The 14,953-nt window shown below is 68.4% G+C and carries 15 protein-coding genes; 2 read left to right on the top strand and 13 right to left on the bottom strand.

Translation table 11 applies throughout. The annotated features are described in order from the left end of the window. The first annotated feature begins 57 nt into the window (after positions 1-57). The gene (locus WBL06_RS03130; protein ID WP_424454520.1) at positions 58-441 is read left to right on the top strand and encodes an RNA polymerase-binding protein RbpA; all 384 of its coding nucleotides are present in this window, start codon (positions 58-60) and stop codon (positions 439-441) included. A gap of 16 nt (positions 442-457) precedes the next feature. On the opposite strand, the gene lnt is transcribed toward WBL06_RS03130, so the two are convergent. Genes lnt through WBL06_RS03085 form a run of 9 tightly spaced genes read right to left on the bottom strand, consistent with a single transcriptional unit; the run spans position 458 to position 10,344 of the window. Then, positions 458-2,107, bottom strand: a complete 1,650-nt coding sequence (gene lnt, locus WBL06_RS03125) for an apolipoprotein N-acyltransferase (protein WP_424454519.1) — start codon at positions 2,105-2,107, stop codon at positions 458-460. Continuing rightward, a complete protein-coding gene (locus WBL06_RS03120) occupies positions 2,107-4,647 on the bottom strand; it encodes a DEAD/DEAH box helicase (protein WP_424454518.1) in 2,541 nt (846 codons plus the stop codon). Before WBL06_RS03120 ends, lnt begins: the two co-directional genes overlap by 1 nt. Continuing rightward, positions 4,644-5,498 carry a twin-arginine translocase subunit TatC gene (gene tatC / locus WBL06_RS03115; RefSeq protein ID WP_424454517.1) on the bottom strand — a complete coding sequence of 285 codons (855 nt, stop codon included), beginning with the start codon at positions 5,496-5,498 and terminating at the stop codon, positions 4,644-4,646. The genes WBL06_RS03120 and tatC overlap by 4 nt, the downstream gene beginning before the upstream one ends. Positions 5,499-5,503: 5 nt before the next feature. Next, on the bottom strand, positions 5,504-5,710 hold the full coding sequence (gene tatA / locus WBL06_RS03110) for a twin-arginine translocase TatA/TatE family subunit (RefSeq protein ID WP_424454516.1): 207 nt from the start codon (positions 5,708-5,710) through the stop codon (positions 5,504-5,506). Between the two features lie 45 nt (positions 5,711-5,755). Then, positions 5,756-6,742 (bottom strand): helix-turn-helix transcriptional regulator, encoded by a 987-nt coding sequence (locus WBL06_RS03105; RefSeq protein WP_424454515.1) that lies wholly within the window; start codon positions 6,740-6,742, stop codon positions 5,756-5,758. Then, positions 6,735-7,709, bottom strand: a complete 975-nt coding sequence (locus WBL06_RS03100; RefSeq protein WP_424454514.1) for a helix-turn-helix transcriptional regulator — start codon at positions 7,707-7,709, stop codon at positions 6,735-6,737. Before WBL06_RS03100 ends, WBL06_RS03105 begins: the two co-directional genes overlap by 8 nt. An 18-nt stretch (positions 7,710-7,727) precedes the next feature. After that, on the bottom strand, positions 7,728-8,654 hold the full coding sequence (locus WBL06_RS03095; RefSeq protein WP_424454513.1) for a hypothetical protein: 927 nt from the start codon (positions 8,652-8,654) through the stop codon (positions 7,728-7,730). A gap of 29 nt (positions 8,655-8,683) precedes the next feature. Then, entirely contained in the window at positions 8,684-9,679 is a 996-nt protein-coding gene (locus WBL06_RS03090; protein ID WP_424454512.1) for a tRNA (adenine-N1)-methyltransferase, read from the bottom strand. Beyond that, a complete protein-coding gene (locus tag WBL06_RS03085) occupies positions 9,676-10,344 on the bottom strand; it encodes an HAD family hydrolase (protein WP_424454511.1) in 669 nt (222 codons plus the stop codon). The genes WBL06_RS03090 and WBL06_RS03085 overlap by 4 nt, the downstream gene beginning before the upstream one ends. A 42-nt stretch (positions 10,345-10,386) precedes the next feature. Between WBL06_RS03085 and WBL06_RS03080 the strand changes: the two genes are divergently transcribed. Beyond that, entirely contained in the window at positions 10,387-11,250 is an 864-nt protein-coding gene (locus tag WBL06_RS03080) for a proteasome assembly chaperone family protein (protein WP_424454510.1), read from the top strand. Between the two features lie 87 nt (positions 11,251-11,337). Here WBL06_RS03080 and WBL06_RS03075 read toward each other — a convergent pair whose 3' ends face one another. From WBL06_RS03075 to WBL06_RS03060, 4 genes are all read right to left on the bottom strand, one after another. Next, the gene (locus tag WBL06_RS03075) at positions 11,338-12,204 is read right to left on the bottom strand and encodes an undecaprenyl-diphosphate phosphatase (RefSeq protein WP_424454509.1); all 867 of its coding nucleotides are present in this window, start codon (positions 12,202-12,204) and stop codon (positions 11,338-11,340) included. 259 nt (positions 12,205-12,463) lie between these two features. After that, on the bottom strand, positions 12,464-13,774 hold the full coding sequence (locus WBL06_RS03070) for a M20/M25/M40 family metallo-hydrolase (RefSeq protein ID WP_424454508.1): 1,311 nt from the start codon (positions 13,772-13,774) through the stop codon (positions 12,464-12,466). A gap of 38 nt (positions 13,775-13,812) precedes the next feature. Continuing rightward, entirely contained in the window at positions 13,813-14,283 is a 471-nt protein-coding gene (locus WBL06_RS03065) for a hypothetical protein (protein WP_424454507.1), read from the bottom strand. 27 nt (positions 14,284-14,310) lie between these two features. Continuing rightward, the gene (locus WBL06_RS03060) at positions 14,311-14,886 is read right to left on the bottom strand and encodes a YdeI/OmpD-associated family protein (RefSeq protein WP_424454506.1); all 576 of its coding nucleotides are present in this window, start codon (positions 14,884-14,886) and stop codon (positions 14,311-14,313) included. Positions 14,887-14,953: the final 67 nt, after the last annotated feature.

The raw sequence follows: 14,953 nt of genomic DNA, 5'->3' as shown, positions 1-14,953 counted from the left end.
TCCACCGAACGCGCGCCCCTGACTTGAGCCACACAGGAACAGGAAGAAGGCCACACGATGGCAGAACGAAACCTGCGGGGCATGCGACTCGGATCGCAGAGCCTCCAGAGCGAAGAGGGCGTCGAGTTCGTCTCGCGCCGCAAGAGCCTCTACCGTACGGATGACGGCTCTACGTTCGAGGTGACGTTCGCCTTCGATGCCGAGATCCCGGAGACCTGGGAGTCGCCGCGCAGCGGTCAAGAGGGTCGCCTTGTCGCCGAAGATGGCACGCTCGTCGAGACCGAGACGGTCGAGACCAAGGCTCCCCGCACGCACTGGGACATGCTGCTCGAACGACGCACACGCCCGGAGCTCGAGGAACTGTTGCAGGAACGCCTCGCACTGCTCCGCGCCCGCCGCGGCGAAGAGGCGTCGAAGAACTCGAAGAAGAAGTCGGCTTAGCGAGTCATTTAGCGGGTCAGCGTCGGGCTCGGCGTCCCCGCACACCGACGCCGGCGATCAGCAGCCCCGCGAGGCCGATGATCGCAGCGAGCCACTCGAGCTGGCGGCCCACCACCACCGCAGGCGTCACTGTGGTGAGCAACGGTACGTCAGCGACCATCACCCCCGGTTCGTACCAGGGCAACTGCTGGTCGATCGTTCCGTCCGGCAATACGATCGCGCTCGTGCCGACCGTCGAGATGTTCACCACGGTGCGCGCGGTCTCGATCGCCCGGATGCGCGCGATCGCGAGCTGCTGAACGCTCTCGTCAGTTCGTCCGAAGTCGGCGTTGTTCGTCTCGGCGAAGACGATCTGGGCGCCCTGTTCGACCATCTCGGTCAGCAGCTGATCGTCGACGATGTCGAAGCAGATGGCGTTGCCCACGATCACGCCGTCGCCGAGGTCGAACACCGAGTCGGTCGTGCCCGGCGTGTATTCGCGCTGGATGAGGTCGATGAGGTCGGGAGCGAACTGGCGCCAGAAGGCGCGATCGGGGACATATTCGCCGAACGGCACGGGATGCTTCTTGTCGTAGTAGTCGAGCACTCTCGACTCCGGTGAGCCCTCGCCGGCCTGCCAGAGCATGACGGTGTTGAAGTACTCGGGCACCGGCTCACCGTTCGCATCGACCTTGTCGAGTTGACGGGTGGTGATCGCGCCACCGATCAGCGGCGCATCGGCGCGGCGCGACACCTCGTCCCAGAGGTCGGCCGCCCAGGGGTAGGCCAGGGGGTTCGCGTCCGACGCCCCTTCCGGCCAGACGACGACGTCCACGTCTTGGCTGTAAAGCGGTTCCGTGGCCGCAACCTGCGCGATGAGGTTGTCGCCGAACGCGTCGGGAGGGTCGAAGTATCCGGCCTTGGTCGCTCCCTGTACCGCGCCGACACGCAGGGTCGGCGTGTTCGCCGGCGACGTCCCCGGCAACGCGGTCCACGGCGGGATGACCACGAGCACCAGAGCGCCGACCGTCACCAGCGCGCCGAGTGCCACGCTCTGTCGCGGGTTCCGGATCGCCTCCTGCGCGGCAGCGACGGCCATCGCGACGACGAACACCATCGCGAACGACACCCCCGAGACCCCCACCCAGGCGAACAGCGGCGCGATCGGGCTGTCGGACTGTGAGAACGCAACCCGCCCCCACGAGAACCCGCCGTAGGGCCAGACGCTCGCGATCGCCTCGCGCGCCGTCCAGAGGCCGGCCACGACCGCCGGCACCAGCAGCAGGCGGGCCTTCGCGCCGCCCCACACCCGCGGGACCCACCGATAGGTGAGTGCGATGAGGGCCGCCGCGGCGCCGTTCCACAATGTCATGACCCCGGCCAGGGCCGACCACGGCAACACGCCGAGGAACTCCGACGCCCACTCGATGTGCGGCCAGTAGAAGGTCCCGCCGAAGACGAGCCCGACGAGGATCGCCGCCCCGATCCGGCGCCCCTGCATCGCGATCAGGGCGAGTGCGATGGCCGGAAACGCGGTGAACCACCAGCCCTTGTCGGGAAACGCGGTGTCGAGCAGCAGCCCTGCACCGGCAGCGACGACGAGCGCCGGCAGCAGTGGCAAGGTCGCCGGTTGGGGGGCACCGCGAAGCGACGGCCCGGCCGCGCGGTCGGGAGCGAGGTTGGTCATCACGAGAGCCCAGAGTAGTCGACGATGCCTCGGCGGATGCTGTCGATGGCCTGACGTGCGCGTCGCCCCACGGGACCGTCGGCGACGAGCGAGATCTGATCCAACAGATCGACGGCTTGCTTCATCCAGCGTACGAAGTCGCCGGCGGCGAGTTCGGCATCCCGGAGCACGAGATCGAGGGCCGCGCCCTGCGCCCACCTCTGCGTGGCGAGCGCCATGCCGGGCGAGGGGGCCGTCCCCTCGGGCAGCCGGTGGGCGAGTTCGAGCGACTGGATCTCCTCCCACACCGCCTCGGTCGCCTCCAGGGCGGCACGGAAGGTCCCGCGCGGAAGCCGCTCGCCGGCATCCGATCCTTCGCGTCGCGGCTCGTAGACCAGACTGCTCGCAAGCGCCGCGAGCCCTGCCGCGTCGAGATCGTCCCACAGGCCGCGGCGCAGGCACTCCGAGACCAGCAGATCGCGTTCGCCGTAGATGCGCATGAGGACCCGGCCGGATGCGGTCACCTCCAGTTCGCCACCGCCGGGCTGTTCGGACGCCGTGAGGTAACCCAACTCGAGGAGCACGTCGGTGACCCGGTCGAAGATCTGTGCCACGGCCCCGGTTCGTCCCGAGATCTGGGACCGCAGCTGATCGGTATCGCGCTTCAGCCGCCACCAGCGTTCGGCCCAGCGCGCATGGGCCTCGCGTTCGGCACAGGCGTGACAGGGGTGCTGCTTCATCCGCTTGCGCAGGTCGGCGATCTGCCGTTGCCGACGGTCCCGGTCGCCGCGCCGCTCGTGCTCTCCCGGCCCTCGACCCTCGGAGCGGGCGTTCTTGCGCTCCAGGTCGGCCAACTCGCGACGGAGCGACGAGTACTCGCGGAAGTCGCCGAGGTGACAGGTCATCGCCTCGGCATAACCGCTGAGCGCCTCCTCCTGCTTGCGCACTCGATGCGCCAGATCGACGACGGCGCGGTCGGCCTGGAACTGGGCGAACGACTGCTCGAGGATCTCGCGGGTGCGGGTGCGCCCGAACTGTTGGATGAGGTTGACCGCCATATTGTAGGTCGGGCGGAACGAGGAGTGCAGCGGGTAGGTGCGCCGGGACGCGAGCGACGCGACGGCGCGCGGGTCGACGCCCCCGGCCCACTGGATGACGGCGTGGCCCTCAACGTCGATGCCGCGGCGACCGGCGCGGCCGGTGAGCTGGGTGTATTCCCCCGGCGTGAGCGGTACCCGGGCTTCGCCGTTGAATTTCTCCAGCTTCTCGATGACCACCGTGCGGGCCGGCATGTTGACGCCCAGTGCCAGGGTCTCGGTGGCGAAGACGACCTTGAGGAGCTTGCGCTGGAACAGCTCCTCGACGATCTCTTTGAAGATCGGCAGCATCCCCGCGTGGTGGGCGGCCAGGCCGCGCTCGAGCCCGTCGAGGAAGCCCCAGTAGCCGAGCACGGCGAGATCGGAGTCGGGAATGGCCCGGCAGCGCTCCTCTACGAGGGCGCGGATCTCGTCGCGTTCCCAGCCCTCGGTGAGTCGGATGCCGCTCCGCGCCACCTGCTCGACGGCCGCGTCACAGCCGACCCGGCTGAACACGAAGAAGATCGCGGGCAGCAGGTTGCGCGACCGCAACAGCTTCACGATGTCACCGCGCCCCATCCGGTCGCCGAACAATCGGGTCGCATCCTCGTTGGTCGAGGAGCCACCGGAGGTGGCGTGTCGAGACCTATGGTCCAACTCGCGTCGTTTGCTTCTTCCGGGCCGTCCGCCGTGGCTGCTCCGGTACCCGCTGTCGGCACGAGACGACGCCCCCGTGAGCCGGGTGAGTTCCGGGTTGACTCGCGCGTCGCTCCCCTCGCCGTGCACGAGCGTCGACGTCTCGAACAGGTCGAGCAGCTTGCTGCGCACCAACACGTGTTGTTCCAGCGGCACGGGGCGCTCTTCCGAGACGATCACGTCAGTGTCGCCGCGCACCGCCTGCAACCAGTCGCCGAACTCCTCGGCGTTCGACACGGTCGCCGAGAGCGACACCATGCGCACGTCCTGCGGCAGGTGGATGATGACCTCCTCCCAGACGGCTCCGCGGAACCGGTCGGCGAGGTAGTGCACCTCGTCCATGACGACGTAGGCGAGGTCGCGCAACAGCGGGCTGTCGGCGTAAAGCATGTTGCGCAGCACCTCGGTCGTCATCACGACGACCCGTGCTTGGCTGTTGATGTTGCTGTCGCCGGTCAGCAGGCCGATCTTGTCGGCACCGTGCTCGGCGGTGAGTTCGGAGAACTTCTGGTTGCTGAGCGCCTTCATCGGCGTCGTGTAGAAGACCTTCGCGCGGTTGTGAGCCAGCGCGAGGTGCACGGCGAACTCCGCGACGATCGTCTTGCCGGCTCCGGTCGGGGCCGCGACGAGCACGCTGCGCCCCGCCTCGAGCGACTGACAGGCCTCGATCTGGAACGGGTCGAGGTCGAATCTCAGACCCTCGCGGAAGTCCTGGAGCCGAGGCGTTCCGCGGCGGGACTTCGCGGCGGCGAAGCGCTCAGCCGGAGTCGACTCGGCAGAAGCGCTCACTCCACCAGGCTAGCTGTCGCCCGGCGGTCGGCGACGCGGTCGTGCCAGACCGAGATGCCGACTGCAGCGAAGTACAGCACCGTCATCGGGATTGCCAACAGCACCATGGAGAGCACGTCGGTGGCGGGGGTCGCGATGGCGGTGAACACCACGATCGCGAGCACCGCCCAGCGCCAGCCCTTCAGGATCGTGATACCGCGGAGGACGCCGACGAAGTTGAGCAACACGAGGAACACCGGCAGCACGAAGGCGACGCCCGCAGCCAGCAGCAACTTGAGCACGAAGTCGAGGTAGGTCTTCGCTTCGAAGAACGTCGTCGCATCCCGGGGGACGAAGCGGAACATCACCTCGACGATGCGGGGTAGTACGAACCAGCCGGCCACGCATCCCGCGAGGAAGAGAGGCACCGCGGTGAGGAAGAAGCCGAGGGTGTAACGCTTCTCGCGCCCGGTGAGGCCCGGCACGAAGAAGGCGAACAGCTGATATAGCCACACCGGGCTCGAGACCACGATGCCTGCGGCGAGGGCCACCTGGAACTGGATGTCGAAGGCGCCGGTGACGTTCGTGAAATTGATCGCGATCTTGTCGGGATCCAGTCCCTGCTCGGCGGCGATCGAGAACACCGGGTCGCTCAGCGCTTTCCACGTCCCCTCGCCGCGCAACAGCGCGGCAGCACCGGGCAGAATCGGTTCGAGGGCGTCTCCGATCCAGGTGAGGTCGTAGATCATCCAGCCGATGACGGTTCCGCCGACGATCGCGAGGGCGGCGCGGGTGAGCCGCTTGCGCAATTCGACGAGGTGTTCGCCGAGCGACATCCGCCCTTCGGGGTTCCGCCGGCGTGGGGCGGCCACTCGGGCTACTTCTTGTCGGCGGGTTGGTCCGACTCGGCCGTCGGGGTCTCGTCGGTGTCGTCCGACTTGATCTCCTTGCGGAAGACCTTCGCCGACTGACCCAGGCTCTTGGCGAGCGCCGGCAGACGGGTCGCGCCGAACAGCAAGAGCACGACGACCAGGATGATGACCCAGGTCTGCCACTGGTTCACCAGAAGGATGGTTGTGAACACGCGGGTCTCCTCAAGTCTCGGCGTCAGGACTGCGATCAGTGTATCTCAGCGATACCGCGCGACTCCGGCTGACGCCCACTCGGCGACGGCGCTTCGTGCCTCCGGCGGCGAGACGACGGTCACGACGCCGGGCATGCTCGCGATGAGGCGCTTCAGTCCGTGGAAGTGCGAGACTCGCAGTGTCGTACGGATGCGCCCGCCATCGGGCTTGGTGCGCGCGCCGTCGGGAATGAAGTCGGCCAACAGGGGCATCGCAGAGGCCTCGATGTCGATGACGACCTCGAGATCGTCGGGCGAGGCCTCGAACAGTTCCGGCAGTCGCACGTCGCTCGCGCGGTGCTCAATGGCTGCGTCGGTGACGACCGCGTCAGAGATGCGGTCGAGCCGGAAGGTGCGCACCGCCTCGCGCAGATGACACCAGCCGCGCAAGTACCAGTCGGCGTCGATCGATTCGACCTGAAGAGCGTCGACCCGGCGGCGCTCGTGATCGCCGCGTGCGTTGAGGTAGTCGAACTCGAGTTGCAGCCCCTTGTCGACCGACTCGCGAATCAGCGCGATCGAGGGGGTGAGACTCTCCAACGACTCCGCTCCCCCGACACTCACCGGAGCGAGAGCGCCGGAGGCTCCTCGGGACAGCTTCGCGATGAGGCTGGCGATCGAGGCGCGGTCGGCATACTCGGGCAGGGCCGAGAGGTACTGCAGCCCCATGATGAGCGCCGACGCCTCGCGGGCCGAGAACCGCGGCGAATCGTCGATGGCGACGCGGTTCGTGAGCACGATCTCATCGTCGTTCTCGAAGGCATCCCAGTCGATGTCGAACAGGTCGTCGTGCTGGTATGCCGAGGTGTCGCCGGGCAGTCCGCTCACGGCGATGAGGTTGACGGCATCCCGAATCTGTTGCGGATCGACAGCGAAGTGCTGGGCCGCTTCGGTGACGGTGACCCGGTCGTGGTCCATGAGGTAGGGCACGAGGGCGAGCAGGAACGCCAGCTTGTCGCGCGCTTGGACCGGCTGCGGTCGGGGTCTATCCATGTGCGGCCACCACCCCTCGGAGGCGCTCGATCACGGCATCCCGTAGCGCGGGCGGGGAGACCACCAGAACCTCGGGGCCGAACCCGCTGAGCTCGTCGGCGAGGATGTTCACGTCGACGAAGTGCAGCACCACCCGGTCGCCGGTCACCTCGGCACCGTCGCGATTCGCCAGCCGGGTAGCGGCATCGGAGCCGGGCACGACCTCGACTTCGGCGACGTTGCGTTCCCAGACCTCCTCGAGCCCGGCGAGCGCGTCGGCCGCGTGGTCGCCCCCGGGCATCGTGACCGCCTTGCCGGTCGTGATGCCCCCGACGATGCGGCGCAGCAGGAACATCTTGCGCTCGCCGTTGAGCTCTTCGGCCGACAGGTGCCAGCGCCCCTGATACTGCACGAGCGCGAGGGGGATGGCGTCGCGATCGGTGGCGCGCTCCTCCCCCGGCTTCAGGTACCGGAAGCGCACGCGAAGGCTCTTGCGGATGGCGGCGTCGAGCGGGTCGAACGCGGCGTCGCGCAGGCGGATGCGGGGGGCGTACCCGAGCAACGGTTCGTCGGCGGTGACTCCGAGCGAGCGCAACTTGAGCACCGCACGGCGAGACTCCCCCGAGAGCGATCCTTCCCGCCACACCATCGCCGCGAGATTGAGCAATGCCGTCTCTTCGGGGCTGAACGTGACGTCCGCGGGCAGCTCGTAGGCTCCCTTCGGGATGCGATAGCGCAGGGTCTGGTTGTTGCCCGCGTCCCCCGGAGAGTCGACGGTCTCGAGCGGCACGCCCAGGTCGCGGATGTCGTCTTTGTCGCGCTCGAACTGGCGCTCGAGGTTCGCGTTGTCGCCGCCGGACTGGTACCGCTGCCGGTAGCCCTGCACGGTCGACAGGATCTCGTTCTTGGTCAGCCCGGTTTCGGTCGCCAACAACGCCAGAACAAGACTGAAGAGCCGCTCCTCGACCGGTACGGCAGCCTGTGTCACGCCGTCACGTCCGATCCCCTATTCGTCGGCGAGGATGCCGAGGACGTCGAGGACGTACACGGTGGCGGAAGACGGCGTCTCCGGGTCGGGGATCACGACGAGAACCTGTGAGCCGACCTTGGCGCCGATGAGGGCGTCGACGAGGGTCTCATCGCCCAACGTCTCGACGGACGGAACGATCGGGTAGGGCGACCCGGTGGCCCACGAGTTGATGTCGCCGACGGTGACCGTGTTCGTCGAGCCCGAGGACCAATCCCAGCTACGGGCATGGAACACGACCGTGTCGCCCTCGGCAACAGTCGCCCCGCCGCCAGCCTTGATGGTGGCGATGCGCGGCTCGTCGGTGGCCGGCACATACGTGGAGCTGATACCCGGCGTGCCGTCGACTGCGGTGACGACCGTGGGCATCCCGTCTTGCGGAAGCTGGTTGATGCCGTTCGCTTTACCCAGGTAGATCGCCGTGATGTCGAGCACAGCGACGATGGTGTCGGTGGTCTCTTCGGGAACGTCGGGGAAGAGATCGGTCGCGGGTCCGACGACGACGACGCGGGAACCGACGGTGACGCACTCCAGCGCCTGGCCGAGGTTCTTGGCGACATCGCTCGCGGTCAACAACCCCGTGGTCTCGGTGCCCGCAGCTCCGGTCGAGCCATCGAAATAGACGTAATTGGCGCGCACGATCGCCCCCGCGGCTGCCGGGGCTCCCTCTCCCTCGACGAGCACCGAACGCTGCGTCTCTTCGGCGATGAGCGGCGTCGGGAACTCCACTGCCGGCGAGTCGCCGACGTCGCCGGAAGCCGTGACGGCCTTCGACGCGTCACCGGGCAGGAAGGCAGGCTCGCATCCGCGGTCGATCGAGAAGCCTGTACATCCGGCGAGAGCACCCGAGACCAGTACAGCGGCGATGACGGCCGTCAGGGGCCGGGCAAGGGGGAAACGACGCACGCCAGACACTCTACTTGGCGAGAGGCTCTCTACTTGCCGTCGGTATCGTCGTCGAGGGGTGCCATCGCCCGGTCGGCGAGCGCGCGGGCCTCGCGGGCGACCTTGCGCATCCGCTTGTCGCTCTTCACCCGTTCGCCCACCGCCCCCGGGGTCCAGAGTTCGACATCGTCGTCGCTGAACTCGGTCTTGGAGGTGCGTCGCGCGGGCGGCGGCAACACCGCGCCCGGAGCGAGTCGGCGGGCGGTGAGCAGAAACCCGGTGTGGCCCACCATCCGGTGGTCGGGACGCACCGCGAGACCCTCGACGTGCCAGCCGCGGATCATCGTCTCGCTCGAATCCGGTTGCGTGTAGAGACCCGTGGCACGGATCGCCTCCGCGACGCGCGAGAGCTGGGTGACGGTGGCGACGTAGCAGAGCAGCACGCCCCCGGGGGCCAGCGCGGCGCTGACGGCAGGCAGGCACTCCCACGGCGCGAGCATGTCGAGGATGACGCGGTCGGCCTGGATGCCGCGCACCGGCAGCGCCTCGGAGAGGTCGCCGAGGGCGATCTCCCAGTTGGCCGGCACCTCGCCGAGGAACCCGGCGACGTTGCCGCGCGCGATGTCGGCGAATTCCTCGCGCCGCTCGAACGACACGAGGCGTCCGTCGGGGCCGATCGCGCGCAGCAGCCACAGCGACAGCGCGCCCGATCCGACTCCGGCCTCGACGACCGTCGCCCCGGGAAAGATGTCAGCGAGCCCGACGATCTGCGCCGCGTCTTTCGGATAGATGATCGCCGCTCCGCGGGGCATCGACATGACGTAATCGCCAAGGAGCGGTCGCAGGGCGAGATACGCGTCACCGTTCGACGCCGAGACCACCGAGCCGTCGGGCTGGCCGATGAGCACGTCGTGGGCGAGGGTTCCGCGGTGCGTGTGGAAGATCTTGCCGGGTTCGAGTGTGATCGTGTTGAGGCGACCGCGTGGACCGGTGAGCTGCACGCGCTCCCCCGCCCGGAACGGCCCGACAGCGTCAGCCCGAGTCATGCGAGAACCGCGACGAGGTCGGCGAGAGTCGGCACGGTCTCGCGCAGCCGGTACGCGGGACTCGGCGGAATCGGGATGTGCAACGGCAGCGCGAACACGGTGGCTCCGGCGGCAACCGCGGACGCGACGCCCGGCTCGGAATCTTCGAGCGCGATGCACTCCGTGATCGGCACCCCGAGCTGCACGGCGGCCGACAGGTACGGCTCGGGATGCGGCTTCGCGTTCTGCACGTCGTCACCGGCGACGATGACATCGAACCCGTCGAAACCCAGGGCTGCGACGACGTCGAGGGCCATGTAGCGCCGCGACATCGTGACGAGGGCGGTGGGGATGCCGGCACCCTTCAGCTCCCGGAGCAATTCGCGCGAGCCCGCGCGCCACGGTACGGCGTCGGCGATCTGATCGCGCACCCGGTCGGTCAGGGTCTCGATGATCTGTTCGACGTTCAGGTCGACGCCGCGGGATTGCAGGATGAGGGCGGACCGTTCGAGCCCCGACCCGACCAGCTGGAGGCCGTCCTCCGGGGTCCACACCCCGCCGGCGGCGTGCACCAGATCGCTCTCGGCCTGAAGCCAGTACGGCTCGGTGTCGACGAGCGTGCCGTCCATGTCCCACAGGACGGCGGCGGGATGCCGGGAGGCTGATGGCGGGGTGGCGGCGATCACAACGCACCAGCTTAGGTGTCGGGTGCGGCCTATCCTGGGGGGATGGCCGAGTCGGGAGATCAGCACCCGTTCCGCGGGGGGTCGGTGCTCGTCGTCGCCTTCGAGGGCTGGAACGACGCGGGCGAGGCTGCGAGCGGGGCTGTGCGTGCGGTGCGTGACCACCTCTCCCTGGTGCCCCGCCTCGAGATCGAGCCCGAAGACTACTTCGACTACCAGTTCAACCGGCCCAGCGTCTCGACGAACGACGAGGGCCAGCGGGTGCTGGAGTGGCCGAGCGTGACGCTCTACGCCCCGGTCGACGGCGCCGGCGTGCACGTGCTGCTCGGAACCGAACCGTCGCGCGGCTGGAAGACGTTCAGCGGCGAGATCATCGATGCCGCCGAGGCGGCGGGGGTCACCGGCATCGTGTTCCTCGGGGCGATGCTCGCCGACGTGCCCCATACCCGCCCGATCTCGGTGTTCGTGGGCAGCGACAACGACGCGGTGCAGGAGTTCTGGGAACTCGAGGCGAGCACCTATGAGGGGCCGGTCGGCATCCTCTCGGTTCTCGGCATCGCCGCCGAGAAGGCCGGCATCCCGACCCTCGCGATCTGGGCGTCGGTGCCGCACTACGTGCACAACTCGCCGTCGCCGAAAGCCACGCTCGCTCTGCTCGACCGGCTTGAGGAGTTCGTCGACGTCGTCGTCGACCGCGGCTCGCTCGTCTCCGACGCCTCCGCCTGGGAAGACGGCATCGACGCGCTCGCCGAAGACGACGAAGACATGGCCGCCTACATCAAGCAGCTCGAGCAGGCCCGCGACACCGTCGACTCCCCCGAGGCGTCGGGCGACGCGATCGCCGAGGAGTTCGAGCGCTACCTCCGCCGTCGCAACGGCCGCGACGACCAGCGCCCCGGCGGCCCGTGATCCCGGCGTAGAGGGTTCTATGACATTGCAGAGCCCCGCGCGCGGGGGTCCGCGGTGTCGAAGTGGCCTCCGTCGACCACCGAGGGGCTACGGCTGAAGCACGCCCGTGGACAGCAGGGCGATCAGCACGCCGCCGAGCAGGATGCGGTAGATCACGAACGGCAGGAACGATCGCGTCGAGATGTAGCGCATCAGGAAGGCGATCACGGCGAGCCCCACCCCGAAGGCGACCACGGTCGCCGCGATCGTCTCGAGTAACCCGTAACCGGCGCCGCAGCCGGCGTCGACGCCCGGCTCGCAGGTGAACGCCGTGTAGGTCTCGTAGAGCCCCGAACCGAACACGGCCGGCACGGCGAGCAGGAACGAAAACCGGGCCGCCGAGGGTCGGTCGTAGCCGAGCACGAGTCCCGCACTCGTCGAGGCACCCGAGCGCGAGACGCCCGGCACGAGGGCGAGCATCTGCGCGAGGCCGATGAGGATGCCGTCGCGGTAGGTCACGTCGGCGACGGTCTTCACGCGGCGGCCGAGGCGGTCGGCGAGACCGAGCAGGATGCCGAACACGATGAGCACGATCGCCGTGATCCACAGCGACCGCAGCCCGGTGCGGATGTAGTCCTGCAGGAAGAACCCCGCGAGCACGATCGGGACAGTGCCGATGATGATGATCCAGCCGAGGCGCACATCCGGGTCGCCCTTCTGGATTCCCGCGGAGTGCGAGCCGCGCGAGGATCCGAAGGAGCGGAACCATTTGCCGACGATGCGGAAGATGTCGCGCCGGAAGTAGATGAGCACGGCGAGCTCGGTGCCGAGCTGGGTGATCGCGGTGAAGGTCGCCCCCGGGTCGCCCCAGCCTGCGAGGTCACCGGCAATGCGCAGGTGCGCGCTCGATGAGATCGGCAGGAACTCGGTGAGACCCTGCAGGAGGCCCAGGATGATCGCCTCGAGAAAGTCCACCACGCGATTCTGTCAGCAGTTCGCTGAGGGATTCGTCACGAACACCACGACGACGCGAAGCCGGCGACGGCGCGATTCGCCTGACCGGTCTCGAGGTCGAGGCGGCCAGCGAGACGGTGACGAAGTCCTACCCGATGTCGCCGAGCTGGATGCCGCCCGTGGCGGGCGCGAACACCCGTAACGCCGCCATCCCCTCGGGTGGGCTGTTGCGTCGTGTCGGCAGAGTGGGCGGCGCCGTTCCGGTCGAGATCGACGCCCGTCAGCAGGTCCGCAGGAAGTCGGCCAGCACGGTGCGGCCGAACGCGAGGGCGTCGAGCGGCACGCGCTCGTCGACGCCGTGGAACATCGCCGGGAAGTTGAGCTCCGGGCCGAGCTTGAGCGGCGCGAAGCCGTAGCCGGTGATGCCCAGCTTGGCGAGCGCCTTGTTGTCGGTGCCGCCGCTCATCAGGTACGGCAGAACGGGCGCGCCGGGGTCGAAGCGATGCAGGGAGGCGACCATGGCATCCACCAGATCTCCCGAGAACTCGCCCTCCATGCCGATGTCGTGATGCACGATCTCGATCTCGATCTCGGGCCCGACGATCTCGCGGATGCGGGCGAGCACCTCGTCTTCGCGGCCGGGGAACGGGCGGGTGTCGATGAGCGCCTCGGCGCGGTCGGGGATGACGTTGTGCTTGTAGCCCGCCTCGAGCACCGTCGGGTTGGTCGTCACACGGATGCCGGCCTGCAGGAATCCGGCCGCCGTCCCGGTCGAGAGGATGAGCTCGTCGGGCTCGTCGATGTCGCCGCCGAGGATCTCCGCGAGTCGGGCGAGCTGATCGCGCGTCGTGGCCGTCAGGTGCACGGGCCACTCTTCGCGACCGAGCTTCGCGACGGCGTCGGCGAGTTTGGTGACCGCGTTGTCGTGCATCACTCGGGAGCCGTGCGCTGCCGTACCGCGCGCGATGAGCTTGATCCAGAGGAGCGCCTTCTCCCCCGTCTGCAGCAGATAGGCACGCGTGCCGCCGAGGTCGATCGAATAGCCGCCGACCTCGCTCACCGCTTCGGTCGCTCCCGCGAACAGTTCGGGATGCTCGTCGACCAGGAAGTGCGAGCCGTAGACGCCGCCGTTCTCTTCGTCGGCGAAGAACGCGACGATCAGCTCGCGTGCCGGCAGTTCGCCCGCCGAGAGGATGTCGCCGAGCGACGTCAGGATCATGGCATCCATGTCCTTCATGTCGACCGCGCCCCGACCCCACAGCATGCCGTCTTGGATGACGCCCTCGAACGGGTCGACGCTCCAGTTCGCGGCGTCGGCGGGAACGACATCGAGATGACCGTGCAGCACCATCGCAGGACGCTCGGGGTCGCGACCCGGCACCCGCGCGACGACGCTCGTGCGACCGGGCTCGGAGTCGAAGAGCTGCGGCGTCAGGCCGAGGGCCTCGAGTCTCGCGGCGCAGTACTCGGCGGCTTCGGTCTCACCCTTGCTGCGCCCGCCGCCCCAGTTGACCGTCTCGAAGCGGATCAGGTCGCGCGCGATCGCGGCGGTCGGCTCGAGCTCGCCTGACTCGTGACCGCTCGTCGCCATGGTCTCGAGAGTAACCGAGGCCGGATGCGAGACCGGGGTCAGGCGCAGGCCGCGGCGCGGAAGTCGTCGAGAGTCCCGGCGAGGGTGGCGACCTCGGGCTCGATGACCCGGTAGAACACGTCGCCGTCGTCGAGTCCGGCAAGATCGGCCGCCGTGAGATTCGGGCCGCGAGCTGAACGGGAGTCGTCGTGGGGCTCCGCGCTGGTCGAGTACGACACGTCAGGGTCGAGCGCCGACCCGAACGCATCGAGGTCGCCGATGTCGAGCCGGTACTCGTTGCCATCGGCGGGCGATAGGTCCCAGAACTGTCGCTCGAAGAACCCGTCGCTCACGTCGCCCTCTGGGACGATCTGCAACTGCTGTGCCGTTCCCTCGCACATGTGCACGATCGCGACGAGTCGGCCCTTCTCGACCGAGAAACCGATCGCCCCCGTCACCGGTGGGCTGCATGCCGTGAGGAGTGTGAGCGCGGCGACAGTCGGCGCGACCAGAGTGATCGGAGGCCTCATGGCGGCAGGATACCGAGCCACTGCGGCTCAATAGAAGGTTTCGCCACGGGCGAGCATGTCGATGAACTTCTCGATGTTGCGGGTGACGGTTTCGGGCCTCTTCGCCTGGTGCAACCGAAAGTAGATCGCGAACCGGTTCTGCGCGCTCAGGGTTTCGTAGGTCGCCTGTGCCGCGGGGTTCTTCGCGAGGGCCGCGAGGAAGTCAGGATGCGGCTCGGCGGCCGCCGAACCGGAATAGGCCCGATCCCAGCGCCCGTCGGCTTGAGCCTTCTCAACTTCGGCGAGGCCGCGCGGCTTCAGCTCCCCCGCGGCGATCTTGCGGGTGACGGTCTCGACGTTCTTGACCGACCACGTGCTCTTCGGCCCGCGCGGGGAGTAGTACTGCTCGAACAGGTGCTCATCGATGCCTTTGCGGCGGCCGTCGATCCAGCCGTACTCGAGGGCGGCATCCAACGACTCGTCGACGGTGTGCGTGGTGATCGGGGCGCCCTTCTTCGCGATCTCGAGGCGGATGCCCTGCGCCGTCTCGTGATTCGCGTCGAGCCAGGCCCGGAACTGTGCGATCGTCTCGAACCGCATCCGCGGATGATCGTCGATCGCCATGTTGCCAAGCTACCGGCGACCACCGACCGGTCGGAGCGCACCGGGGGTGCGTGCTAATCTCTATCCT

This window comes from Pseudolysinimonas sp., from assembly GCF_049651805.1.
Lineage (GTDB): Bacteria > Actinomycetota > Actinomycetes > Actinomycetales > Microbacteriaceae > Pseudolysinimonas_A.
This window is presented reverse-complemented; position numbering and strand designations above follow the sequence as displayed.

Bases quoted from the DNA above. Each gene is read 5' to 3' on its own strand.
- WBL06_RS03130 (WP_424454520.1), top strand. From the start codon at position 58: ATGGCAGAACGAAACCTGCGGGGCATGCGACTCGGATCGCAGAGCCTC.
- WBL06_RS03065 (WP_424454507.1), bottom strand. From the start codon at position 14,283: ATGAGGCCTCCGATCACTCTGGTCGCGCCGACTGTCGCCGCGCTCACA.
- lnt (WP_424454519.1), bottom strand. From the start codon at position 2,107: ATGACCAACCTCGCTCCCGACCGCGCGGCCGGGCCGTCGCTTCGCGGT.
- WBL06_RS03090 (WP_424454512.1), bottom strand. From the start codon at position 9,679: ATGACTCGGGCTGACGCTGTCGGGCCGTTCCGGGCGGGGGAGCGCGTG.
- WBL06_RS03060 (WP_424454506.1), bottom strand. From the start codon at position 14,886: ATGGCGATCGACGATCATCCGCGGATGCGGTTCGAGACGATCGCACAG.
- WBL06_RS03080 (WP_424454510.1), top strand. From the start codon at position 10,387: ATGGCCGAGTCGGGAGATCAGCACCCGTTCCGCGGGGGGTCGGTGCTC.
- WBL06_RS03070 (WP_424454508.1), bottom strand. From the start codon at position 13,774: ATGGCGACGAGCGGTCACGAGTCAGGCGAGCTCGAGCCGACCGCCGCG.
- WBL06_RS03105 (WP_424454515.1), bottom strand. From the start codon at position 6,742: ATGGATAGACCCCGACCGCAGCCGGTCCAAGCGCGCGACAAGCTGGCG.